This is a genomic window from Streptomyces sp. NPDC043746 (assembly GCF_056436485.1).
Window position 1 is genome coordinate 1 of sequence record NZ_JBWKCM010000016.1, and the last position, 17,685, is coordinate 17,685.

The following is a 17,685-nucleotide window of genomic DNA, read 5'->3' on the forward strand; positions in this document are numbered from 1 at the left end:
CCCCCCCCCCCCCCCCCCCCCCCCCCCCCCCCCCCCCCCCCCCCCCCCCCCCCCCCCCCCCCCCCCCCCCCCCCCCCCCCCCCCCCCCCCCCCGCGGACGCAGAGCGCCTCGCAGGTGCGCGCGCAGTCGCTACGCCTCGCGCGAGCCCGCGTACATCTCCTCGATCAGCTCCTGGTACTCCCGCTCGACGACCGGCCGCTTCAGCTTGAGGCTCGGGGTCAGCTCGCCGTGCTCGACGTCCAGGTCGCGGGGCAGGAGGCGGAACCTCTTGATGGTCTGCCAGCGCTGGAGCCCCTCGTTGAGGCGCTGCACGTAGCCGTCGATCAGCTCGACGGTCTGCGGCGCGGCGACCACCTCCGCGTACTCCTTGCCCTCCAGACCGTTCTCGGCGGCCCAGCCCAGGATGGTGGGGCCGTCCAGGGCGATGAGCGCGGTGCAGAAGTTACGGTCCGCGCCGTGCACCAGGATGTTGGAGACGAACGGGCAGACCGCCTTGAACCGGCCCTCGATCTCGGCCGGGGCGACGTACTTGCCGCCGGACGTCTTGATCAGGTCCTTCTTGCGGTCGGTGATGCGCAGATAGCCGTCGGCCGACAGCTCGCCGATGTCACCGGTGTGGATCCAGCCGTCCGGCTCCAGCACCTCGTCGGTCTTGTCGGGGAGCTTGTGGTAGCCCTCCATGACGCCGGGGCCGCGCAGCAGGATCTCGCCGTCGTCCGCGATACGCACCTCGGTGCCGGGGAGCGGCTTGCCGACGGTGCCGGTGCGGTAGGCCTCGCCCGGGTTGACGAAGGAGGCGGCGCTGGTCTCGGTGAGGCCGTACCCCTCCAGGATGTGGACGCCGGCGCCCGCGAAGAAGTAGCCGATGTCCGGGGCGAGGGCGGCGGAGCCGGAGACGCAGGCGCGCAGCCGGCCGCCGAAGGCGTCGCGGATCTTGGAGTAGACGAGCGCGTCGGCGACCTTGTGCTTGGCGCCGAGCGCGAAGGGGACGGAGGCCTTGCCGGTGCGGCGGAAGTTGTCCTGGGAGACCTTGGCGTACTCGCGGGCGACCCCGGCCGCCCACTGGAAGATCTTGTACTTGGCGCCGCCGCCCGCGCGGGCCTTGGAGGCGACCCCGTTGTAGACCTTCTCGAAGATCCGGGGGACGGCGGCCATGTAGGTCGGCTGGACGACGGGCAGGTTCTCGACGATCTTGTCGATGCGACCGTCGATCGCGGTGACGTGGCCGACCTCGATCTGGCCGGAGGTGAGGACCTTGCCGAAGACGTGGGCGAGCGGCAGCCAGAGGTACTGCACGTCGTCGGCGTTGATCAGCCCGGTCGAGACGGTGGCCTTGGCCATGTACGACCAGTTGTCGTGCGGCAGCCGCACGCCCTTGGGGCGGCCGGTGGTGCCGGAGGTGTAGATGAGGGTGGCGAGCTGGTCGGCCGTGATGGCGGCGACCCGTTCGGTGACCGCGTCCGGGGTCTTGGCGAGCAGCTCGTTGCCCCGGGCCTCCAGCTCCGCGAGGGTGATGATCCAGCCCTCGGGGTCGTCGTCGGTGGGCTCGGCACCGGCCGGGTCGATGACGACGACATGGGCGAGGTCGGGCAGCTCGGCTCGGCGCTCACGGGCCTTGGCCAGCTGCTCGGCGTCCTCGGCGATGAGGACGCGGCTCTCGGAGTCGGCCAGGATGAACGCGGACTCCTCCGCGTTCGTGGAGGGGTAGACCGTGGTGGTCGCGGCGCCCGCGCACATGACGCCGAGGTCGATGAGGACCCACTCCACCCGGGTGGCGGAGGAGAGGGCGACCCGCTCCTCCGGCTGCACGCCGAGCGCGATCAGCCCGGCGGCGATGGCGTAGACCCGCTCCGCGGCCTGGCCCCAGCTCAGGGACTTCCAGTCGTCGGGGCCCTCGCCCGAGGCCGACGGGACCGGGTAGCGGTACGCCTCCCCGTCCGGGGTCGCCGCCACGCGGTCGATGAAGAGGGCCGCCACGGAGGGCGGCCGGTTATCGATCTTGGTCTGTGTGTCGCTCACGACGTCCTCCGGGCCTGCGGCATTGCTACGACCGGCTTCTTTGATCCTGCGACTACTACTACTGCCCTGCTGCGCAACCTGCTTGTTCGGCTTGTTTAACTGGCGAGTAACCATCGATGCGTGATCAGAGTAGAGCGCACGCGCCCCCCACGTAAGAGGCAACGGGCCGCCGCTTTCATAACGAAAGGGCCCTCACCACCGCACGGTACTGCGGTGTGAGGGCCCTTCGGCCGGACGTCGCCGGGAGGGGCGGCGGGCCGGGACTACTTCTTGCTCTTGCTCTCTCCTGCGGACTCGTCGGTGGACAGCACCGCGATGAAGGCGTCCTGCGGGACCTCCACGTTGCCGACCATCTTCATCCGCTTCTTGCCCTCCTTCTGCTTCTCCAGCAGCTTCCGCTTACGGGAGATGTCACCGCCGTAACACTTGGCGAGGACGTCCTTGCGGATGGCCCGGACCGTCTCGCGGGCGATGACCCGGGCGCCGATGGCGGCCTGGATCGGCACCTCGAAGTTCTGCCGCGGGATGAGCTTCTGCAGCTTGGCGACGAGCCGTACGCCGTACGCGTACGCCTTGTCCTTGTGGGTGACCGCGGAGAACGCGTCCACCTTGTCGCCGTGAAGGAGGATGTCGACCTTGACGAGGTGGGCGGTCTGCTCGCCGGTGGGCTCGTAGTCGAGGGAGGCGTAACCCCGGGTCTTGGACTTCAGCTGGTCGAAGAAGTCGAAGACGATCTCCGCGAGCGGCAGGGTGTAGCGGATCTCGACCCGGTCCTCGGAGAGGTAGTCCATGCCGAGCAGGGTGCCGCGCCGGCCCTGGCACAGCTCCATGATCGCGCCGATGAACTCGCTGGGGGCCAGCACCGTGGCGCGGACGACCGGCTCGTGCACCTTGTCGATCTTGCCCTCGGGGAACTCGCTCGGGTTGGTGACGGTGTGCTCGGTGCCGTCCTCCATCTCGACCCGGTAGACCACGTTGGGCGCGGTGGCGATCAGGTCGAGACCGAACTCGCGCTCCAGCCGCTCGCGGACCACGTCCAGGTGGAGCAGGCCGAGGAAGCCGACGCGGAAGCCGAAGCCGAGCGCGGCGGAGGTCTCCGGCTCGTAGACCAGGGCGGCGTCGTTGAGCTGGAGCTTGTCGAGCGCCTCGCGCAGGTCCGGGTAGTCCGAGCCGTCCAGCGGGTAGAGCCCGGAGAACACCATCGGCTTCGGGTCCTTGTAACCGCCGAGCGCCTCGGTCGCCCCGTTGTGCAGGGAGGTGATCGTGTCACCGACCTTGGACTGCCGGACGTCCTTCACACCGGTGATGATGTAGCCGACCTCGCCCACGCCGATGCCGTCGGCCGGGGTCATCTCCGGAGAGGAGACCCCGATCTCCAGCAGTTCGTGGGTGGCGCCGGTCGACATCATCCGGATGCGCTCGCGCTTGTTGAGCTGGCCGTCCACGACACGGACGTAGGTGACGACACCGCGGTAGGAGTCGTAGACCGAGTCGAAGATCATCGCGCGGGCGGGGGCATCCGCGACACCGACCGGGGCCGGCACGTCACGCACGACCCGGTCGAGCAGCGCGTCCACGCCGACACCGGTCTTGGCCGAGACCTTCAGCACGTCCTCGGGCTGGCAGCCGATGAGGTTGGCCAGTTCCTCGGAGAACTTCTCCGGCTGGGCGGCGGGCAGGTCGATCTTGTTGAGCACCGGGACGATGGTGAGGTCGTTCTCCATCGCGAGGTAGAGGTTGGCCAGCGTCTGGGCCTCGATGCCCTGCGCGGCGTCGACCAGCAGGATCGTGCCCTCGCAGGCCGCGAGCGAACGGGAGACCTCGTAGGTGAAGTCCACGTGGCCCGGGGTGTCGATCATGTTGAGGACGTGGGTGCGGCCCTGGTCCTCGCCCTCGGTGGGCGCCCAGGGCAGCCGGACCGCCTGGGACTTGATGGTGATGCCGCGCTCGCGCTCGATGTCCATCCGGTCGAGGTACTGGGCGCGCATCTGCCGCTGGTCGACCACGCCCGTCAGCTGGAGCATCCGGTCGGCAAGGGTCGACTTGCCGTGGTCGATGTGCGCGATGATGCAGAAATTGCGGATCAGCGCCGGGTCGGTACGGCTCGGCTCGGGCACGTTGGAAGGAGTCGCGGGCACGCAGGGTCCTGATTCTTGAGACGCCGAACGCCGTGTCTCGGGTCGATGTCGGGTCGGTCGGATCGTCGGTCGGATCGATACGTAGGCTCCATCGTCCCACGCCCGCGCGACAGCGACCGGTTTGGGCCGGTCGGAGGGTGACTGCTACCGTGGACAGCTGTGCTCAGTGGCTCCTGTGGGCCGGTGAGGACAACTCGTAGATTCATCGAACCTGAAAAGGCTCTTTCGTGGCGAACATCAAGTCCCAGATCAAGCGGAACAAGACCAACGAGAAGGCGCGCCTGCGCAACAAGGCCGTCAAGTCGTCGCTCAAGACCGCGATCCGCAAGGCCCGCGAGGCCGTCGCCGCCGGTGACGTCGAGAAGGCCACCACGGCCGCTCGCGACGCTTCCCGTCAGCTCGACAAGGCTGTCTCGAAGGGTGTCATCCACAAGAACGCCGCCGCCAACAAGAAGTCGGCGCTGGCGTCCAAGGTTGCCTCCCTGCAGGCCTGAGCTTCTTCCCGAAGCTCACTGATGTGACTTCGCCGGAACGGACCAGCGGGCCCTCTCTCCCGCCCCTGCCCGGCCCCCGCGCCGCACACCGAACCTGCGTTCGCCACGCGGGTGCGGCGCAACCCAGAGCATGACCCGAAGCCCCGGACCCCGATCTCCCCAGGTCGGAGCCCGGGGCTCTCGGCATTTCCGGGCTGCCGCCCAGGGCTCGCTTCCGGGCCGTTCGGGGCCTGTCCAGCCCGTCCGGCGTTCGAGAACGGAGGCGGGCGCTCGGACGAGTTCCCGCACGCTGCGGTGCGCCCGCACGGCCGGTCCCGGCCTGTCCGGCGTTTGAGGACGGAACCGTTGACCGCGGGGGACCCGGTGACCTCAGAGCCCGAGGTCGACGGCTCACGGGACCGGTGACCGCAGGGCCCCGAGGTCGACGGCTCACGGAACCGGTGACCGCAGGGCCCCGCGGTCGACGGCCCTCACAGCCGCGCACCTCCGCGAGGGGGCTACCGACCCCCCGCGCGCGCGGCCCGCGCAACAGCGACGACGGCCTTCTCCAGGGCGTACTCCGGATCGTCCCCCCCGCCCTTCACCCCCGCGTCCGCCGCGGCCACGGCCCGCAGGGCGGCGGCCACCCCGTCCGGCGTCCACCCCCGCATCTGCTGCCGCACCCGGTCGATCTTCCACGGGGGCATCCCCAGCTCCCGGGCCAGGTCGGCCGGCCGCCCGCCCCGCGCGGAGGACAGCTTCCCGATCGCCCGGACGCCCTGCGCCAGCGCACTGGTGATCAGCACGGGCGCGACCCCGGTCGACAGCGACCACCGCAGCGCCTCCAGCGCCTCCGCCGCCCGCCCCTCGACGGCCCGGTCGGCGACGGTGAAGGACGACGCCTCGGCCCGCCCCGTGTAGTAGCGCCCGACGACCGCCTCGTCGATCGTGCCCTCGACGTCCGCGATCAGCTGCGACACCGCACTGGCCAGCTCCCGCAGATCGCTGCCGATCGCGTCGACCAGTGCCTGGCATGCCTCGGGTGTCGCGGACCGCCCGTGGGTGCGGAACTCGGAACGCACGAAGGTGAGCCGCTCGGCCGGCTTGGTCGTCTTCGGACAGGCGACCTCCCGGGCGCCCGCCTTGCGCGCCGCGTCCAGGAGCCCCTTGCCCTTGGCCCCGCCCGCATGGAGCAGGACGAGTGTGATCTCCTCGACCGGGGCGCCCAGATACGCCTTGACGTCCTTGACGGTGTCGGCCGAGAGGTCCTGCGCGTTGCGCACGATCACGACCTTGCGCTCGGCGAAGAGCGAGGGGCTGGTCAGCTCGGCGAGGGTGCCGGGCTGGAGCTGGTCGGACGTCAGGTCGCGTACGTCGGTGTCGGCGTCGGCGGCACGGGCGGCTGCCACCACCTGCTGCACGGCACGGTCCAGGAGGAGGTCCTCCTGGCCCACGGCGAGCGTGACGGGGGCGAGCGGATCGTCGGTGGAACTCTTCCTGGTGGCCATCGCGATCCAGCATCCCATGCCCCACCGACAGTCCGGTCTCGCCGCCGCCCCCGGGGCCCGGGGCACCAGGGCCCGTACCGGAGAATGACCGGGTGAGCGATGTGAGACACGTACTGGTGCTGCCCGACCGCGACGCGGCGGAGGAAGTGGCCGAGGAGCTGGCCGACCGCTTCGGGGTCACCGAGGAGCCCCAGCTCGTACGGGACGCCCTGGCCGGTGAGGACGACGCCGAGGACGCCCAGTGGCTGGTGGTCGTGGAGGACCCGGCCCGGCGGCTGGACGCCGGGGCGCTGGACGCGTTCGCCGCGGAGTACGAGGGGTGGCTGGAGAAGCCGTAGGGCCGGGCCCCGAACCCTGGGCCTACCCCTCGGGCGGGCCCGGTCCCCGGCTCAGCCCTTCGGGACGATCTGGATGTCCAGGTCGATGGCGATGCTGGGGCCGACCACGGCGATGCCCTTCGCCAGCATCGTCTGCCAGGTGAGGGTGAAGTCCTCGCGGTGCAGTTCGGTGGTGGCCCGGCAGGCGGCCCGCCGCTCGCCCTGGAGGCCGTGGCCGAGGCCGAGGTACTGGGTGTCGAGCGTGACCGTACGGCTGACCCCGTGCAGGGTCAGGGCGCCCGTGACGCCCCAGCGGGAGCCGCCCCGGTGGACGAAGCGCTCGCTGTAGAACTCCAGCGTCGGGAAGCGGGCGACGTCGAGGAAGTCGCCGGAGCGCAGGTGGTCGTCGCGCATCCCGACATTGGTGTCGATCGACGCCGCGTCGATGATCACGTGCATGGCGGAGTCCTCCATGCGGTCGGCGATCCGCACGGCACCGGCGAAGGTGTTGAACCGGCCGTGGATCCGGGCCAGGCCGATGTGCCGGGCCGTGAACCCGATCTGCGAGTGGTTCGGCTCGACCTCCCAGTCCCCCGGTTCGGGCAGCTGCGGGGGCGCCGCCGACTGGAGCACGACATCGCCCAGGTTCGCGTGGCCCCCCGCGACCACCGTGGCCGCCCCGTGGAAGGGCGTGTACCCCTCGGCCGTGACGGCCAGCCGGTAGTCGCCCTCCGCGACCGTGGCGAGCACACTGCCGAACGGGTCCGTCTCGCCGCCCACGACCTTGCGGCCGACCCCGTCCGTGATGACGAACTCGGCCTGCCGGACCGGCTCGCCGACCGGGTCCAGCACCCGGCAGCCGAGGACGCCCGCCGAACGGTGCACCTGCAGTCCGGCGAGGGCCCCACCGCGCCCCGCGCCCGCCTGGCTCCTGCTTCCCAGCCAACGGCCGAACATCTTCTCCGTACCCCCAGGGGCGTTCCGTGCTTCGGGGCCTCTGGCAGGTGGACGTCGTTGTCGGAACCAGCGGCCCGCCGACGAGTAGGCATTCGATCACTGTTGAGGCGTTCGAGGCAAACAGAGGGCCTAGGAAGGTCTGGTCAGGACTTGTGCAGGGGTGATACGAGTCATACGCAGCTGCGGTTGTAGGTACGCATTTGGGTACTTGCGCTCTTGTTTGCCTGCGCCGGCGTCTGTGCGTGTGCCTGTGCGAGCGCGTGGCCCGGTCGCCTCCCGTCATGAGCGGCCCACCGCTCGCAACTCCCTGCCCGCGCCCGTCACCGCGACGGCCCCGTCGGTGTCGGTCCGCAGGACCTGCGCACCGGCCGCCCGAAGCGCGTCCACGGTCCGGGGCGAGGGATGGCCGTACGGGTTGTCCGCGCCGCAGGAGATCAGCGCCAGCCTGGGTCGCACGCGGTCCAGCAGCCCCGCCTCCTGGAAGGCCGAGCCGTGGTGGGCCACCTTGAGGACGTCCACCCGGGGCAGCTCCGCCGGGCCGTGCAGCAGCCCCAGCTGACCCGGTGGTTCGAGGTCGCCCAGGAGCAGCAGCGTCAGCCCGCCCGCGGCCCGTACGTACAAGGTCACGCTGGAGTCGTTGGGCCCGCCCGCCCCCTTCACCGCCGCCACTCCCCCGGGTCCGGCGCGCGGCCAGAGGACCTGCCACTCCACCGGCCCCGCCCTGCGCCGCTCACCGGGTGCCGCCCGTACCGTCGCGACCCGGGCCTCGGCCGCCGTACGCCGGACGAACGCGGCCTGCTCGGGAGGCTCGTCGAGGCTCGTCGTCTGGATCGCGCCCACCGCCCTGCCCCGCAGCACGCCGGGCAGGCCGCGGACGTGGTCGGCGTGGAAGTGGGTCAGGACGACCAGGGGCACCCGGGTGACGCCGAGGTCCCGCAGACAGCGGTCGACCGCACGGGGGTCGGGGCCGGCGTCGACGACCACCCCCGTGCCCTCCCCGGCCGCGAGCACCATCGCATCGCCCTGCCCGACGTCGCACAGCGCGAACGCCCAGCCCGGCGGCGGCCACCCGGTGACGACCCGGGCCAACGGGGCAGGCCGCACCACCACCAGGACCAGCAGCAGCGCGGCGGCGGCACAGAGCCAGGGGCGCCGTACCAGCCGAGGGGCGAGCAGCACGGCCGGCACCGTGAGGCCCGCCAGGAGAGCGGCACCGGCCCAGCCCCCGGGCCAAGGGGCCTCCGCACCGGGAAGGTCCGCCCCCGTACGGGCCACCCGGGCGATCCACCCGGCCGGCCAGCCCGCGACCCGGGCCAGCAACTCGGCCACCGGCGGGGCCGCCGGGGCGACGGCGAGCGCCGCGAACCCCAGGACCGTCGCGGGCGCCACCGCGAACTCCGCCAGCAGGTTGCACGGAATCGCCACCAGGCTGATCCGCGAGGCCAGGACGACCACGACGGGCGCGCACACCGCCTGCGCGGCCGCTGCCGCCGCCAGCACCTCCGCCAAACGGCCGGGCATCCCCCGTCGTTGCAGCGCCGCGCTCCACCGGGGCGCGAGCGTCAGCAGGGCGCCCGTGGCCAGGACCGAGAGCAGGAACCCGTAACTCCGGGCCAGCCAGGGGTCGTACAGCACCAGGAACACCACGGCCGCCGCCAGGGCGGGGATCAGCGACCTGCGGCGGCCGGTCCCGATGGCGAGGAGGGTGATCAGACCGCAGGCCGCCGCGCGCAGGACGCTCGGCTCGGGGCGGCAGACGACGACGAACGCGAGCGTCAGTGCCCCGCCGAGCAGCGCGGTCGCGCGCAGGGAGATGCCGAGCTTCGGTGCGAGGCCGCGCCGTTCGCGGTGCAGGGCCGATCCGGGCGGCCCGATGAGGAGGAAGAGCAGAATCGACAGATTGGCCCCGGACACAGCCAGCAGGTGCGTGAGGTCGGTGGCCCTGAAGGCGTCGTGGAGGTCCGGCGGGACCCGGGAGGTGTCTCCGACCACCAGCCCCGGCAGCAGCGCCCGCGCGTCCGCGTCGAGCCCGTCCGTCGCCTCCCGCAGCCCCGAGCGCAGACCGCCGGCGGCCCGCTGGACCGCCGTCGGGTTCCCGACGATTCTGGGCGGCCCTTCGTTCTCCACCCGCAGGACGGCGGCCAGCCGTTCACCCTCGTGGGCAGGGGGTGAGAGGCGCCCGTCGACCCGGAGCCGGGTGGAGGGCAGGAGCCCCTGCCACGCCGCCCGGTCGTCCCCGGGCGCGACCATGAGGAGCACGGGCGTACGGACCCGGGCGCGTCGGCCGTCGGGGGCCGCCACCTCGGTGATGTCGGCGTTGATCAGGAGTGTGGCGGGGGTGCTGTGGCTGCCCCGCACACCGGGACGGGTCGGCCGGGGGTCGGAGGTCACCCGCACTTCGGCGCCGACCCGCGCCTGCTCCTGCGCCAGCCCGGGGACAGGCCCACGCCGCACATCGGCCCCGTGCAACCCGGCCGTGGCCCCACCGGCCGCAGCGCAGAGCAGTACGGCCCCGACCACGACAGCCGACGCGGACCGCCCGGGTGAGCCGACCGCCTTGGTCCGCCGGGACCACCCCGGCCGCCCCGGCCGCCCTGGCCGTCCGGACCACGCGGGCGGGGCGAACAGCCCGGACTCAGGCGACCCGGTCCGCCCGGGCCTTCCGGCCTTGGGGGCGGCGGCGGAGTCGGTGGGCCGACCGCCCCTGCCGGACGCCCCGCGCTCGGCGGGCTCGGCGGGCTCGGCGGGCGCCCTGTACCTGACGTCCTCTGCGAAGCCGACGGATCCGGCGGGCCCTGCGGTTCCGGCGGCACGCTCGCCATCAGCGGACACGGCGACCCGGTTGCCCTCAGCGACCCCGGCCACCGCTCCGCGCTCGCAGGGGCCGGAGGCGCCGGTCAGGCGCCCACCCCCGTCGGGCAGGGCGTTCCGGCTCCCGCCACCGGGCACCGCCGCACGGCTGCGCCCGCCGGACGCCGCCGTCAGAAGCACCACCGCCGCAACCACGCAGACCGCCACCCCCGCGGCCACCCGGTGGCCGGGTTGTCCCAGTGCGAGGGCCGCCGAGGCCCACACCGCCAGGGCCGGGGGGACGAGCCGCAGGTCCACCGGCCCCTCCTCCCGTGCCCGGGCCGCCCCCGGTGCCCGGCCGACGTTCCCGGGCACCCCGCGTCCCGGCTCGGACCCCTCCCCGCCGCCGCTCACGGCTGCACGAGCGGTCGGAGGTCGGCGAACCGGCGGTCACCGATGCATCCTTGCCCACCTACAAAGATGCCCTGGTCAAGAGACCAGGGCATTCCTGCGGCCAGTTCTGCTATCCGTTGCCGACAGACGGCGAGCGCTCGCCGTCCGCCTGGTCGGCGTTCGCCCTCTCAGCCGGCGCAGCAGCCTGCGCGTCCTTGAGGTCGGTTCGCGCGCCTCGCCCCGGCCTCTGAAACGCGAGGATCGTTGAAGGACGCCACACCGGGGAGCGCCCGAACATCTTGTCGGCTTCGGGAAGCTCGCCGCGCTTGCGGGATCGGTAACTGCGGACGGTCTGGACCGCAACGCCCCAGTGGTCGGCAATGTCTTCAACGGTCCAGTAGTCAGCGTTCAGGTCGGCCATGGGTCTCATTGTCCCATCGGCGTTGACAAGGTCTAGTGCGGTAGCGATCACAGGCTGGAACCCTCCAAAGAACTTCGCCGTACTGACATTGACAAGGTTCCCCTGACGCCCTAACGTTGTCAATGTCAACGGGGCAAGGTTCCCGGAGGCGCCGCTTACGCAAGCGGCCCCCGCTCGGTGTCTCTAGCACCGAACGAGGGCCTGACGGAAACACCTGCCTGAACAGGAGTACCGCTATGTCGCAGTCTCTCACCCCCCGCCAGCGTCGGGCGAACCGCCGCACGGCCCGTAAGACCCTCCGCCAGCGCACCGCCCTCAACCGGCTCGCCGCCTCCTGCCGCCGCCGCCCCCGCTCGCTGGCCTCCCACCTCATCGCCACCGGCACCGACCCCGCCACCGCCGGCGGTGCCGCGAACGGCCTCCGGTCCGTCGCGAAGCGCCTCGGTATCGCCCCGGCCCGGGTCGCCCGTACCCGCCGCACCGTGAACGGCGGCCGGTCCCGCAAGACCCGCACCGTCTACCGGTACACCCTCGCCCAGCTGGTCCGCCTAGTCGCCGCCTACGCCCCCCGGAAGGCCGAGTTCAAGGCCGCCGTCGCCCGCTTCACCCTGGCGACCGCCGGTCTGGCGGTGGCCCTGTGAAGACCATCCCCTGGGCCCCCGGCATGGCCGTGAACTTCGACAACCACGGCTCCGTGTGGGGCACCGAGCCCGCCACGCAGGCCCTGCTCGGCATCGTCGAGGCCCGCCTTGAGGGCGCCCCCGTCGACGAGTGGAACGTCACCGACCGGGACGGCAGCCCGCTGCGCATCGTGCGGATCGCTGACCCCGGCTTCCTCGACACCATCGTCGCCATCCCCGACACCACCGGATCGGCGGTGGCCCTGTGAAGACCCTCGCCGAGCGGCTCCTGACCAAGACCACCCCCGGCCCCAGCGGCTGCGTGATCTGGACCGGGAACACCAACAACAACGGGTACCCCCGGCTCGCGATCGACGGTCGTGCCGTGAACGCCCAGCGGATCGCCTACGAGCAGTTCGTCGGCCCGATCCCCGAGGGGCACACCGTCGGCCGGACCTGCCACCAGGTCGACCTGTCGTGCAAGGGCGGGGTGACGTGCCTGCACCGCCGGTGCATCAACCCCGCCCATCTGTTCGCCATGACCCGCGCCGAGGCGGGCAGGTCGGGGCGCAGCATCGCCGGGACCGGCCGTGACTGGACGCACTGTGCCCAGGGTCACCCGTTCGATGAGGCCAACACCGCGGTCCGTAAGTCGGGCTCCCGCCAGTGCCGCACCTGCCACCGGCACCGGGCGGCGGCCTCCAGGCTGCGGAGCGCTGAGCGTGCCGAGCAGCGTAAGCAGGCGTTCGGCGCCCTGTACGCGGCGCAGCAGGGCTTCGTGACCGGGGTGGTCCTTGCCGAGGTCCGCGATCGGAACTTCGCTCTCGCGGAGGATCTGACGGCCGAGGTGTTCATCCGGGCGTGGAAGGCGTGGCCGAAGTGCCGGGCCACCACCGACGCCCAGGTGAAGGCGTGGCTGCGGACGATCGCCCGGCACACGGTCATCGACCACTACCGGGTGAAGCGGAACACCGTCGAGACGGCGACCGACCCCACGGCCTGGCAGTACGCGAACCAGCCGGTCGAGCAGTCGGGCGGTTGCTACTCCGTCCGCTCCGGCCGCCAGCTCACCTCGGCCTGACGGCCCCTGCTCCACCACCGTGTCCCGCGGTTCCGGGACTGCCCCGGCCGGACGTGTGTCGTCCGCCCGGCCGGGGCCCCTCACAGCCTTTGAGGAGACCCGCCATGAGCGACACCGCCCGCACCACGTCCATCCCCGCCGCGTTCCGCCAGTCCGGGGCGCCCGTCACCCCGCCGACCGCCGAGCCCACCACCGCGTCGCCCACCGCAACCGCCGACCTGTACGCCATGTGGCAGGGCATGACGATCGGGGAGACCGCAGCCACCCCCCTCCCCAAGCTGCTGACCCTCCTCGGGGTCACCGTCGAGGAGGTCGAGCCCGAGGAGCTGCCGATCGGCGTGCACGCCACGATCCACGGCCGCATCGGGGACGCTGACATCAAGCTGTCGCGGTCGCTGCCGCAGGACGAGCGTGAACCGATCGTCCGGGAGTTCCTGAACACCATCACCCCCGAGCCCGCGACCCGCACCAAGGGGCCGGCCAGCTACCGCGTCACCAAGCAGATCACCGGCACGATCCAGTGCTTCGACTGGTGCAGCGAGCCGCACCACGAGCACACCGGGAACATCGAGAACATCGTTCACCAGAGCTCCCGCATCACGCTGGAGCTGCCGACCGAGAACGGCCCGATGGCGCTGCTGTACGCGCACATCGCGGTCGACCCGTTCGCGGTGGACGTGGTGCAGCGGGAGCCGCACATCGTCATCGACGACGAGCAGTCGCTGTACTTCCTGCCGCTGATGCAGTCGGTGGAACTCTGCACGGAGCTGACCGAGTTCGCCGCCTCCCTGCGCAGCATGACGGCGAAGGCGGCCGGCCGGTGAGTGCCGACATGCCCATCGTGGCCCCCGAGCCCCGCAGGAACGCGGACGGTACGACCAGCGTGCTGACGCTGGACGCCGGGACCGTGCGGGTCGCCTGCCCCACGTGGTGCTTCGTCGAGCACGGGTACAGCGTCCCGCCGGCGAAGGCGGAGATCACCCACCGCAGTGAGCCCGTCTGGGCGCTGGCCGACACCCCCGAGCACGGGCCGACCAGCCTGGTCGAGGTGTCTCTCGTCCAGTGGCCGTACAGCGACCGCGACGCCGTGTTCCTCGGTGTCGAGACCGATGACGGCTTCCTGGAGGTCGGCCCGACCGGCGCCCACCGCATCGCCGCCGCCCTCCGGGGCCAGGCCGACCACATCGACCTCATGGCCGCCGAGTTGGTCAACCTCCGGGCCGGTGAGGGCCAGTGAGCACCGCACTCGTTCACCGGCCCACGGAGAACGCTGCCCTCAGGTCCGTCCCCCACAACGTCCGGACGCCCCCGGCGGTGGTCCTGGCGGATCTCCTGATCGAGGCCCGGCATGCGGGCGACCGGTACGGGGCGCACATCCTCGACTGCATGCTCGACCGGGCCCTCGGGCTGACCGCGGGGGAGGCGCTGTGATCCTCATCGAGCGTGGCGGGGATCTGGTGGCGGTGCCGGACGATTTCGACTTCGGGCCGGTGTACGTGCCCCGGACGATGGCGTTCGAGGCCCCGAACCTCAGGAACCTCGCCCCCGACTTCGAAGCGAACCGGACGAACGGAGAGGGTCGATGAGCATCAACTACCCCGACCGCTTCGAGGGCGTCACCTCCGACACCCTCTTCGCCCTGGAGTACCCCGACGGGGAGGGCGGGAGCGCGAACGGTGACGCACCGCAGGAGTACGTGGAACAGCTGCTCGTCGTGCTCGTCGACTGGCGGCAGCGTCTCCTGGACGGTTCGAGGACGGACACCGACTCCTACCAGGCCGCCCTGGACGCGGTACGTGAGGCGTGGCTCCAGTACTCGTTCCGGTGGGAGGGCGGCCCGTCACTGCCCTACCCGTTCGACCTTCCGCCGAGGGTGGGGGCATCGTGAGGCGCAAAGGTGACTGGCTTCACGGGAAGACGCGGCGAGCCATCCGCGACTACGTCGGGCAGCGCGACGGTTGGCAGTGCCACTACTGCCGCCAGCCGTTCGAGGACGTGTCCGCGGTGACCCTCGACCACTACATCCCGTGGTCTGTGTGGCCGACGAGCAAGCCCCGGAATCTGGTGCTCGCATGCGACCCGTGCAACCAGGCGAAGGCCGACGCGCTGCCGGTGGTGTTCGCCTCGCTGCTGCTGCACCTGGCGGCCGTCGACCCGGACCGGTTCGGCGTGGCCGCGTAGCGAAAGTTCGCAGCGTGCGACCCAAGTGTTCCCCCGGTTTCGGAGGGCCTTGGACCGCAGGTCAAATCCCATCGACCCCCCACCGTCGCGTCGCAGGTCGAGTCCCAAAAGGTCCCCCTGTTTTCGGGGCGTCGCCGCAGCGTGCATCGCAAGTCCCCCCACCCCGCACAACCTGCTTCCCGTAGGCCCGGGAAGCACCCGCACAGCCCTTGGGCGTAAAGGGTTCCGGCCCAATCCCCGAACGTCATGCGGGCCCCGGGATCGCACCCCGGGGCCCGCCAGTGGTCCGCTCCTGGAAGGACAGAACCATGACCATCCTCTCCCACACCGAGACCCGGCCGGTAGCGCTGCCGCCGGCCGTCCCGACCGACTACGTCTTCGGTGCCAGCGACACGAACGACATCCTCGGCGCCGAAGACGTCCACGCGGTCGTCACGCTCAAGGTCGCGATGACCCGGGACATGCTCGCCGCGGCGTTCGACCTGGCGATGCGGGGCGCCTACGACGAGAACATCGACGAGCTGCCCGTCGAGGAGATTCGGCACCGGGTCGAGCTGTCACTGCACATGGAGTCCCCGTGGGACCTGATGCGGGACGGCGCCAGCTTCTCGGACCTGCTGTACGACCGGAGCGTTGCGGAGCTGATCCGGTCCGAGTACCGCGCGATCGACCGCGCGTACCCGCACATGGCGCCGAAGGAAAACATCTGATGGCCGCCGCTACCGGCCTCATCGCTACCGAGGCCAAGTACGGGCCGGGTTCCCTGTGGTCCACGCACAGCTGGGTGATGGACGCCTACTGGGGTGACTCCTGCTGGTTCTGCTCGGTGTGCGACATCCCGTCGTACAGGGACGCGGCCCACGAGAAATGCAGCGGCCTGCCGATCCCGCTCGACCAGCGCCTACCCACCGCCTACCTGATCGCCCCGAAGGAGAACCACTGATGCGTACCTACACCGGACCGACGCTGGCCGGCGGAACCTCAACCATCAGCTGCCCGTCGTGGTGCGTGACGGATCACGCGTACTGGGAGGACAAGGCTGACGACTGCTTCCACCAGTCCGACCTGGTCGAGATCGCGATCCCCAGGGATCGGGTGATGCCGGGCCGGCTGGCCCCTCCGGCGATGGGGGCGACGCTGCGCCTGCACTCGACGGATCCGACTCCGGCCGGGGCGATCGTGTGGCTGAACAACACGGAGCACAAGGCGGACGGCACCGAGCTGAGCCTTCCCGGGGTTGACCAGCTGCTCGCCGCGGTCGATTCGTACCGGACGGGCCTGGTGCGGTTGCGGGGCCTGCTGGCCCGGATCGACGCCGAGCGTCGCTGACCCGTCTGCCTCCCGTCTTGGGCCCGTCTTGAACCCGGCTATGGCCCGTCTAGTGATCGTCACCTAGGCGGGTCTTAGACGGGCCATAGTCGGCCTGTAGACGGGGGTTAGTCGGGCTGGTAGACGCCCGGCGGGGACCCGGCAGGACCCCGGCAACAGCCCGGCGAACCTTGCATCGCATACAAGGTTCCGCCGGGTTTCCGCCGGGTCTGCGCCGGGTGCAAACCGGGCATCTGCCGGGTCTGCCACCGTGCCCCGACCCTGCCCCTAGCGCCCGCCCGCCAGGGGCTCCACCAGGCCACTATGCCCCGATATCGCCCACTGCTCACGGGGTGCTCACGGGTGCTCGACCGCAGGTCACAGCCGCTCAAGGCACTGCTCACGCGGTGCTCAAAAATCTGGTGAGCAGTTACTTGAGCAGCAGTCTGAGCGGCTGTGACCTGCGACGGAGCAGCGCTGAGCACCCCGTGAGCACCCCCTGTCAGACCCCCGTCAGACCCCTGACACCCCATCTGACCTGCGATGACACCACTTCTGACACCTGAATGGCAGTTGACCACCGTCAGTCGGGTGTCAGACCGGGGTGTCAGACCCCGATTTCACCCCGATTCCCTTAGGTCAACGCGTGTGCGCGCGCGAGACCGTCACTCCCGACTGACACCAGGAAGGACCCCATGCCCGTCACCGACCCCCAGAGCCTCGACGAGCACCTTGACCGGCTGCTCGCCTTGGAGACCGCGGCGGACCACATCCACGGATGGCACCCCACGTTGATGCCGGGGATGCTCCAGACCGCCGACTACGCCCGCGCCGCCATCACCACGGCAGCGCCCGCCCTGCCCCCGCACGACGTCGAGAAGCGGGCCACCGGCCGAACCGTGCGCATCGACTCCCTGGGGCGCGCAGCGGGCCGTACAGCCCGTTTCGTCATCGGGGAAGCAGTTCTCACTCAGCCTGTCGGCGGGCCGGCCACCCTCGCCGCACAGCTCGACCACCTCATGACGCTCCTCGCCCTGCGCCCCACCCTCGACGTGCGGGTCCTGCCCCGGGGCGAGGCGCATGCCGGGCTGCACGGCCCGTTCACCGTCTACCAGGGACGCCCCGGGCGCGCCGTGTTCATCGAGCACCTGGCAGGCACCGCGGTCATCAACACCCCGGAAAAGGCCCTGTCGTTCATCCACGCTTGCGATCATGTGGAGGAGCGGGCGGCAAGCCCGGTGGACTCGCTTCGGATGATCGAAGCAGCGAGAAGGCGACTCACCCATGCGTGACGACGAACTGACCTGGCAGCTGTCCAGCTACACCGACACCGGGGCGTGTGTTGAGGTCGCCCGCCCGGCCGGCGAAGTACTCGTCCGGGACTCCAAGCGGCGCACCGGACCCCGCATCAGCATCACCCCCGGCACGTTCGCCGACCTCGTCGACTGGGTCAAGGACCGCCCGCTGTAACGAAATAC

The 17,685-nt window shown here is 71.4% G+C and carries 22 protein-coding genes; 16 read left to right on the plus strand and 6 right to left on the minus strand.

Going from position 1 to position 17,685, the window contains the following annotated elements; genetic code table 11:
* Positions 1–130: 130 nt before the first annotated feature.
* Positions 131–2,020: an AMP-dependent synthetase/ligase gene (locus tag AC0682_RS18480; RefSeq protein ID WP_478533914.1), complete on the minus strand. Its 1,890-nt coding sequence runs from the start codon at positions 2,018–2,020 to the stop codon at positions 131–133.
* A 263-nt stretch (positions 2,021–2,283) separates the two neighbouring features.
* The gene (gene lepA, locus AC0682_RS18485) at positions 2,284–4,158 is read right to left on the minus strand and encodes a translation elongation factor 4 (RefSeq protein ID WP_478533915.1); all 1,875 of its coding nucleotides are present in this window, start codon (positions 4,156–4,158) and stop codon (positions 2,284–2,286) included.
* Positions 4,159–4,385: 227 nt separating this feature from the next.
* Here lepA and rpsT point away from each other — a divergent pair, with 227 nt between their 5' ends.
* Positions 4,386–4,652 carry a 30S ribosomal protein S20 gene (gene rpsT, locus AC0682_RS18490; RefSeq protein WP_018487114.1) on the plus strand — a complete coding sequence of 89 codons (267 nt, stop codon included), beginning with the start codon at positions 4,386–4,388 and terminating at the stop codon, positions 4,650–4,652.
* A 497-nt stretch (positions 4,653–5,149) separates the two neighbouring features.
* Here rpsT and holA read toward each other — a convergent pair whose 3' ends face one another.
* Positions 5,150–6,139: a DNA polymerase III subunit delta gene (holA, locus tag AC0682_RS18495; RefSeq protein WP_478533916.1), complete on the minus strand. Its 990-nt coding sequence runs from the start codon at positions 6,137–6,139 to the stop codon at positions 5,150–5,152.
* Between the two features lie 92 nt (positions 6,140–6,231).
* On the opposite strand from holA, the gene AC0682_RS18500 reads away from it, so the two are divergent.
* Complete coding sequence (locus AC0682_RS18500) at positions 6,232–6,477, plus strand: hypothetical protein (RefSeq protein WP_254812587.1); 246 nt, start codon at positions 6,232–6,234, stop codon at positions 6,475–6,477.
* A 51-nt stretch (positions 6,478–6,528) separates the two neighbouring features.
* On the opposite strand, the gene AC0682_RS18505 is transcribed toward AC0682_RS18500, so the two are convergent.
* The 3 genes from AC0682_RS18505 to AC0682_RS18515 form a co-directional block, all read right to left on the minus strand.
* Positions 6,529–7,413 (minus strand): YceI family protein, encoded by an 885-nt coding sequence (locus tag AC0682_RS18505; protein WP_478533917.1) that lies wholly within the window; start codon positions 7,411–7,413, stop codon positions 6,529–6,531.
* A 279-nt stretch (positions 7,414–7,692) separates the two neighbouring features.
* Complete coding sequence (locus AC0682_RS18510) at positions 7,693–10,521, minus strand: ComEC/Rec2 family competence protein (RefSeq protein ID WP_478533919.1); 2,829 nt, start codon at positions 10,519–10,521, stop codon at positions 7,693–7,695.
* A gap of 205 nt (positions 10,522–10,726) precedes the next feature.
* Positions 10,727–11,017: a helix-turn-helix transcriptional regulator gene (locus AC0682_RS18515; RefSeq protein ID WP_478533920.1), complete on the minus strand. Its 291-nt coding sequence runs from the start codon at positions 11,015–11,017 to the stop codon at positions 10,727–10,729.
* 236 nt (positions 11,018–11,253) lie between these two features.
* Here AC0682_RS18515 and AC0682_RS18520 point away from each other — a divergent pair, with 236 nt between their 5' ends.
* The 14 genes from AC0682_RS18520 to AC0682_RS18585 all read left to right on the plus strand — a co-directional run bounded on the left by AC0682_RS18520 (position 11,254) and on the right by AC0682_RS18585 (position 17,677).
* Positions 11,254–11,658, plus strand: coding sequence for a hypothetical protein (locus AC0682_RS18520; RefSeq protein ID WP_018489408.1), 405 nt, complete (start codon positions 11,254–11,256; stop codon positions 11,656–11,658).
* Positions 11,655–11,906 (plus strand): hypothetical protein, encoded by a 252-nt coding sequence (locus AC0682_RS18525; RefSeq protein ID WP_478533921.1) that lies wholly within the window; start codon positions 11,655–11,657, stop codon positions 11,904–11,906. The genes AC0682_RS18520 and AC0682_RS18525 overlap by 4 nt, the downstream gene beginning before the upstream one ends.
* Entirely contained in the window at positions 11,903–12,718 is an 816-nt protein-coding gene (locus AC0682_RS18530) for a sigma factor (RefSeq protein WP_478533923.1), read from the plus strand. The genes AC0682_RS18525 and AC0682_RS18530 overlap by 4 nt, the downstream gene beginning before the upstream one ends.
* A 104-nt stretch (positions 12,719–12,822) precedes the next feature.
* Positions 12,823–13,542 (plus strand): DUF6907 domain-containing protein, encoded by a 720-nt coding sequence (locus tag AC0682_RS18535; protein WP_478533924.1) that lies wholly within the window; start codon positions 12,823–12,825, stop codon positions 13,540–13,542.
* The gene (locus AC0682_RS18540) at positions 13,539–13,955 is read left to right on the plus strand and encodes a DUF6907 domain-containing protein (protein WP_478533926.1); all 417 of its coding nucleotides are present in this window, start codon (positions 13,539–13,541) and stop codon (positions 13,953–13,955) included. The genes AC0682_RS18535 and AC0682_RS18540 overlap by 4 nt, the downstream gene beginning before the upstream one ends.
* Positions 13,952–14,149: a hypothetical protein gene (locus AC0682_RS18545; protein ID WP_175513525.1), complete on the plus strand. Its 198-nt coding sequence runs from the start codon at positions 13,952–13,954 to the stop codon at positions 14,147–14,149. The genes AC0682_RS18540 and AC0682_RS18545 overlap by 4 nt, the downstream gene beginning before the upstream one ends.
* A complete protein-coding gene (locus AC0682_RS18550) occupies positions 14,146–14,304 on the plus strand; it encodes a hypothetical protein (RefSeq protein ID WP_175513524.1) in 159 nt (52 codons plus the stop codon). The genes AC0682_RS18545 and AC0682_RS18550 overlap by 4 nt, the downstream gene beginning before the upstream one ends.
* A complete protein-coding gene (locus AC0682_RS18555; protein WP_478533927.1) occupies positions 14,301–14,606 on the plus strand; it encodes a hypothetical protein in 306 nt (101 codons plus the stop codon). The genes AC0682_RS18550 and AC0682_RS18555 overlap by 4 nt, the downstream gene beginning before the upstream one ends.
* The gene (locus AC0682_RS18560; RefSeq protein WP_478448638.1) at positions 14,603–14,899 is read left to right on the plus strand and encodes an HNH endonuclease; all 297 of its coding nucleotides are present in this window, start codon (positions 14,603–14,605) and stop codon (positions 14,897–14,899) included. Before AC0682_RS18555 ends, AC0682_RS18560 begins: the two co-directional genes overlap by 4 nt.
* 308 nt (positions 14,900–15,207) lie before the next feature.
* Positions 15,208–15,609: a hypothetical protein gene (locus AC0682_RS18565; protein WP_175513521.1), complete on the plus strand. Its 402-nt coding sequence runs from the start codon at positions 15,208–15,210 to the stop codon at positions 15,607–15,609.
* Positions 15,609–15,842, plus strand: a complete 234-nt coding sequence (locus AC0682_RS18570) for a hypothetical protein (RefSeq protein WP_084995747.1) — start codon at positions 15,609–15,611, stop codon at positions 15,840–15,842. Before AC0682_RS18565 ends, AC0682_RS18570 begins: the two co-directional genes overlap by 1 nt.
* On the plus strand, positions 15,842–16,228 hold the full coding sequence (locus AC0682_RS18575) for a DUF6907 domain-containing protein (RefSeq protein WP_478448636.1): 387 nt from the start codon (positions 15,842–15,844) through the stop codon (positions 16,226–16,228). The genes AC0682_RS18570 and AC0682_RS18575 overlap by 1 nt, the downstream gene beginning before the upstream one ends.
* Positions 16,229–16,902: 674 nt before the next feature.
* Positions 16,903–17,499 carry a DUF5753 domain-containing protein gene (locus AC0682_RS18580; protein WP_478533929.1) on the plus strand — a complete coding sequence of 199 codons (597 nt, stop codon included), beginning with the start codon at positions 16,903–16,905 and terminating at the stop codon, positions 17,497–17,499.
* Entirely contained in the window at positions 17,492–17,677 is a 186-nt protein-coding gene (locus AC0682_RS18585) for a DUF397 domain-containing protein (RefSeq protein WP_478533931.1), read from the plus strand. The genes AC0682_RS18580 and AC0682_RS18585 overlap by 8 nt, the downstream gene beginning before the upstream one ends.
* The last annotated feature ends 8 nt before the right edge of the window (positions 17,678–17,685 follow it).

Coding starts and splice junctions, on each gene's coding strand:
- holA (WP_478533916.1), bottom strand. CDS start 6,139: ATGGCCACCAGGAAGAGTTCCACCGACGATCCGCTCGCCCCCGTCACG.
- AC0682_RS18505 (WP_478533917.1), bottom strand. CDS start 7,413: ATGTTCGGCCGTTGGCTGGGAAGCAGGAGCCAGGCGGGCGCGGGGCGC.
- AC0682_RS18515 (WP_478533920.1), bottom strand. CDS start 11,017: ATGGCCGACCTGAACGCTGACTACTGGACCGTTGAAGACATTGCCGAC.
- AC0682_RS18520 (WP_018489408.1), top strand. CDS start 11,254: ATGTCGCAGTCTCTCACCCCCCGCCAGCGTCGGGCGAACCGCCGCACG.
- AC0682_RS18535 (WP_478533924.1), top strand. CDS start 12,823: ATGAGCGACACCGCCCGCACCACGTCCATCCCCGCCGCGTTCCGCCAG.
- AC0682_RS18555 (WP_478533927.1), top strand. CDS start 14,301: ATGAGCATCAACTACCCCGACCGCTTCGAGGGCGTCACCTCCGACACC.
- AC0682_RS18565 (WP_175513521.1), top strand. CDS start 15,208: ATGACCATCCTCTCCCACACCGAGACCCGGCCGGTAGCGCTGCCGCCG.
- AC0682_RS18570 (WP_084995747.1), top strand. CDS start 15,609: ATGGCCGCCGCTACCGGCCTCATCGCTACCGAGGCCAAGTACGGGCCG.
- AC0682_RS18575 (WP_478448636.1), top strand. CDS start 15,842: ATGCGTACCTACACCGGACCGACGCTGGCCGGCGGAACCTCAACCATC.
- AC0682_RS18580 (WP_478533929.1), top strand. CDS start 16,903: ATGCCCGTCACCGACCCCCAGAGCCTCGACGAGCACCTTGACCGGCTG.
- AC0682_RS18585 (WP_478533931.1), top strand. CDS start 17,492: ATGCGTGACGACGAACTGACCTGGCAGCTGTCCAGCTACACCGACACC.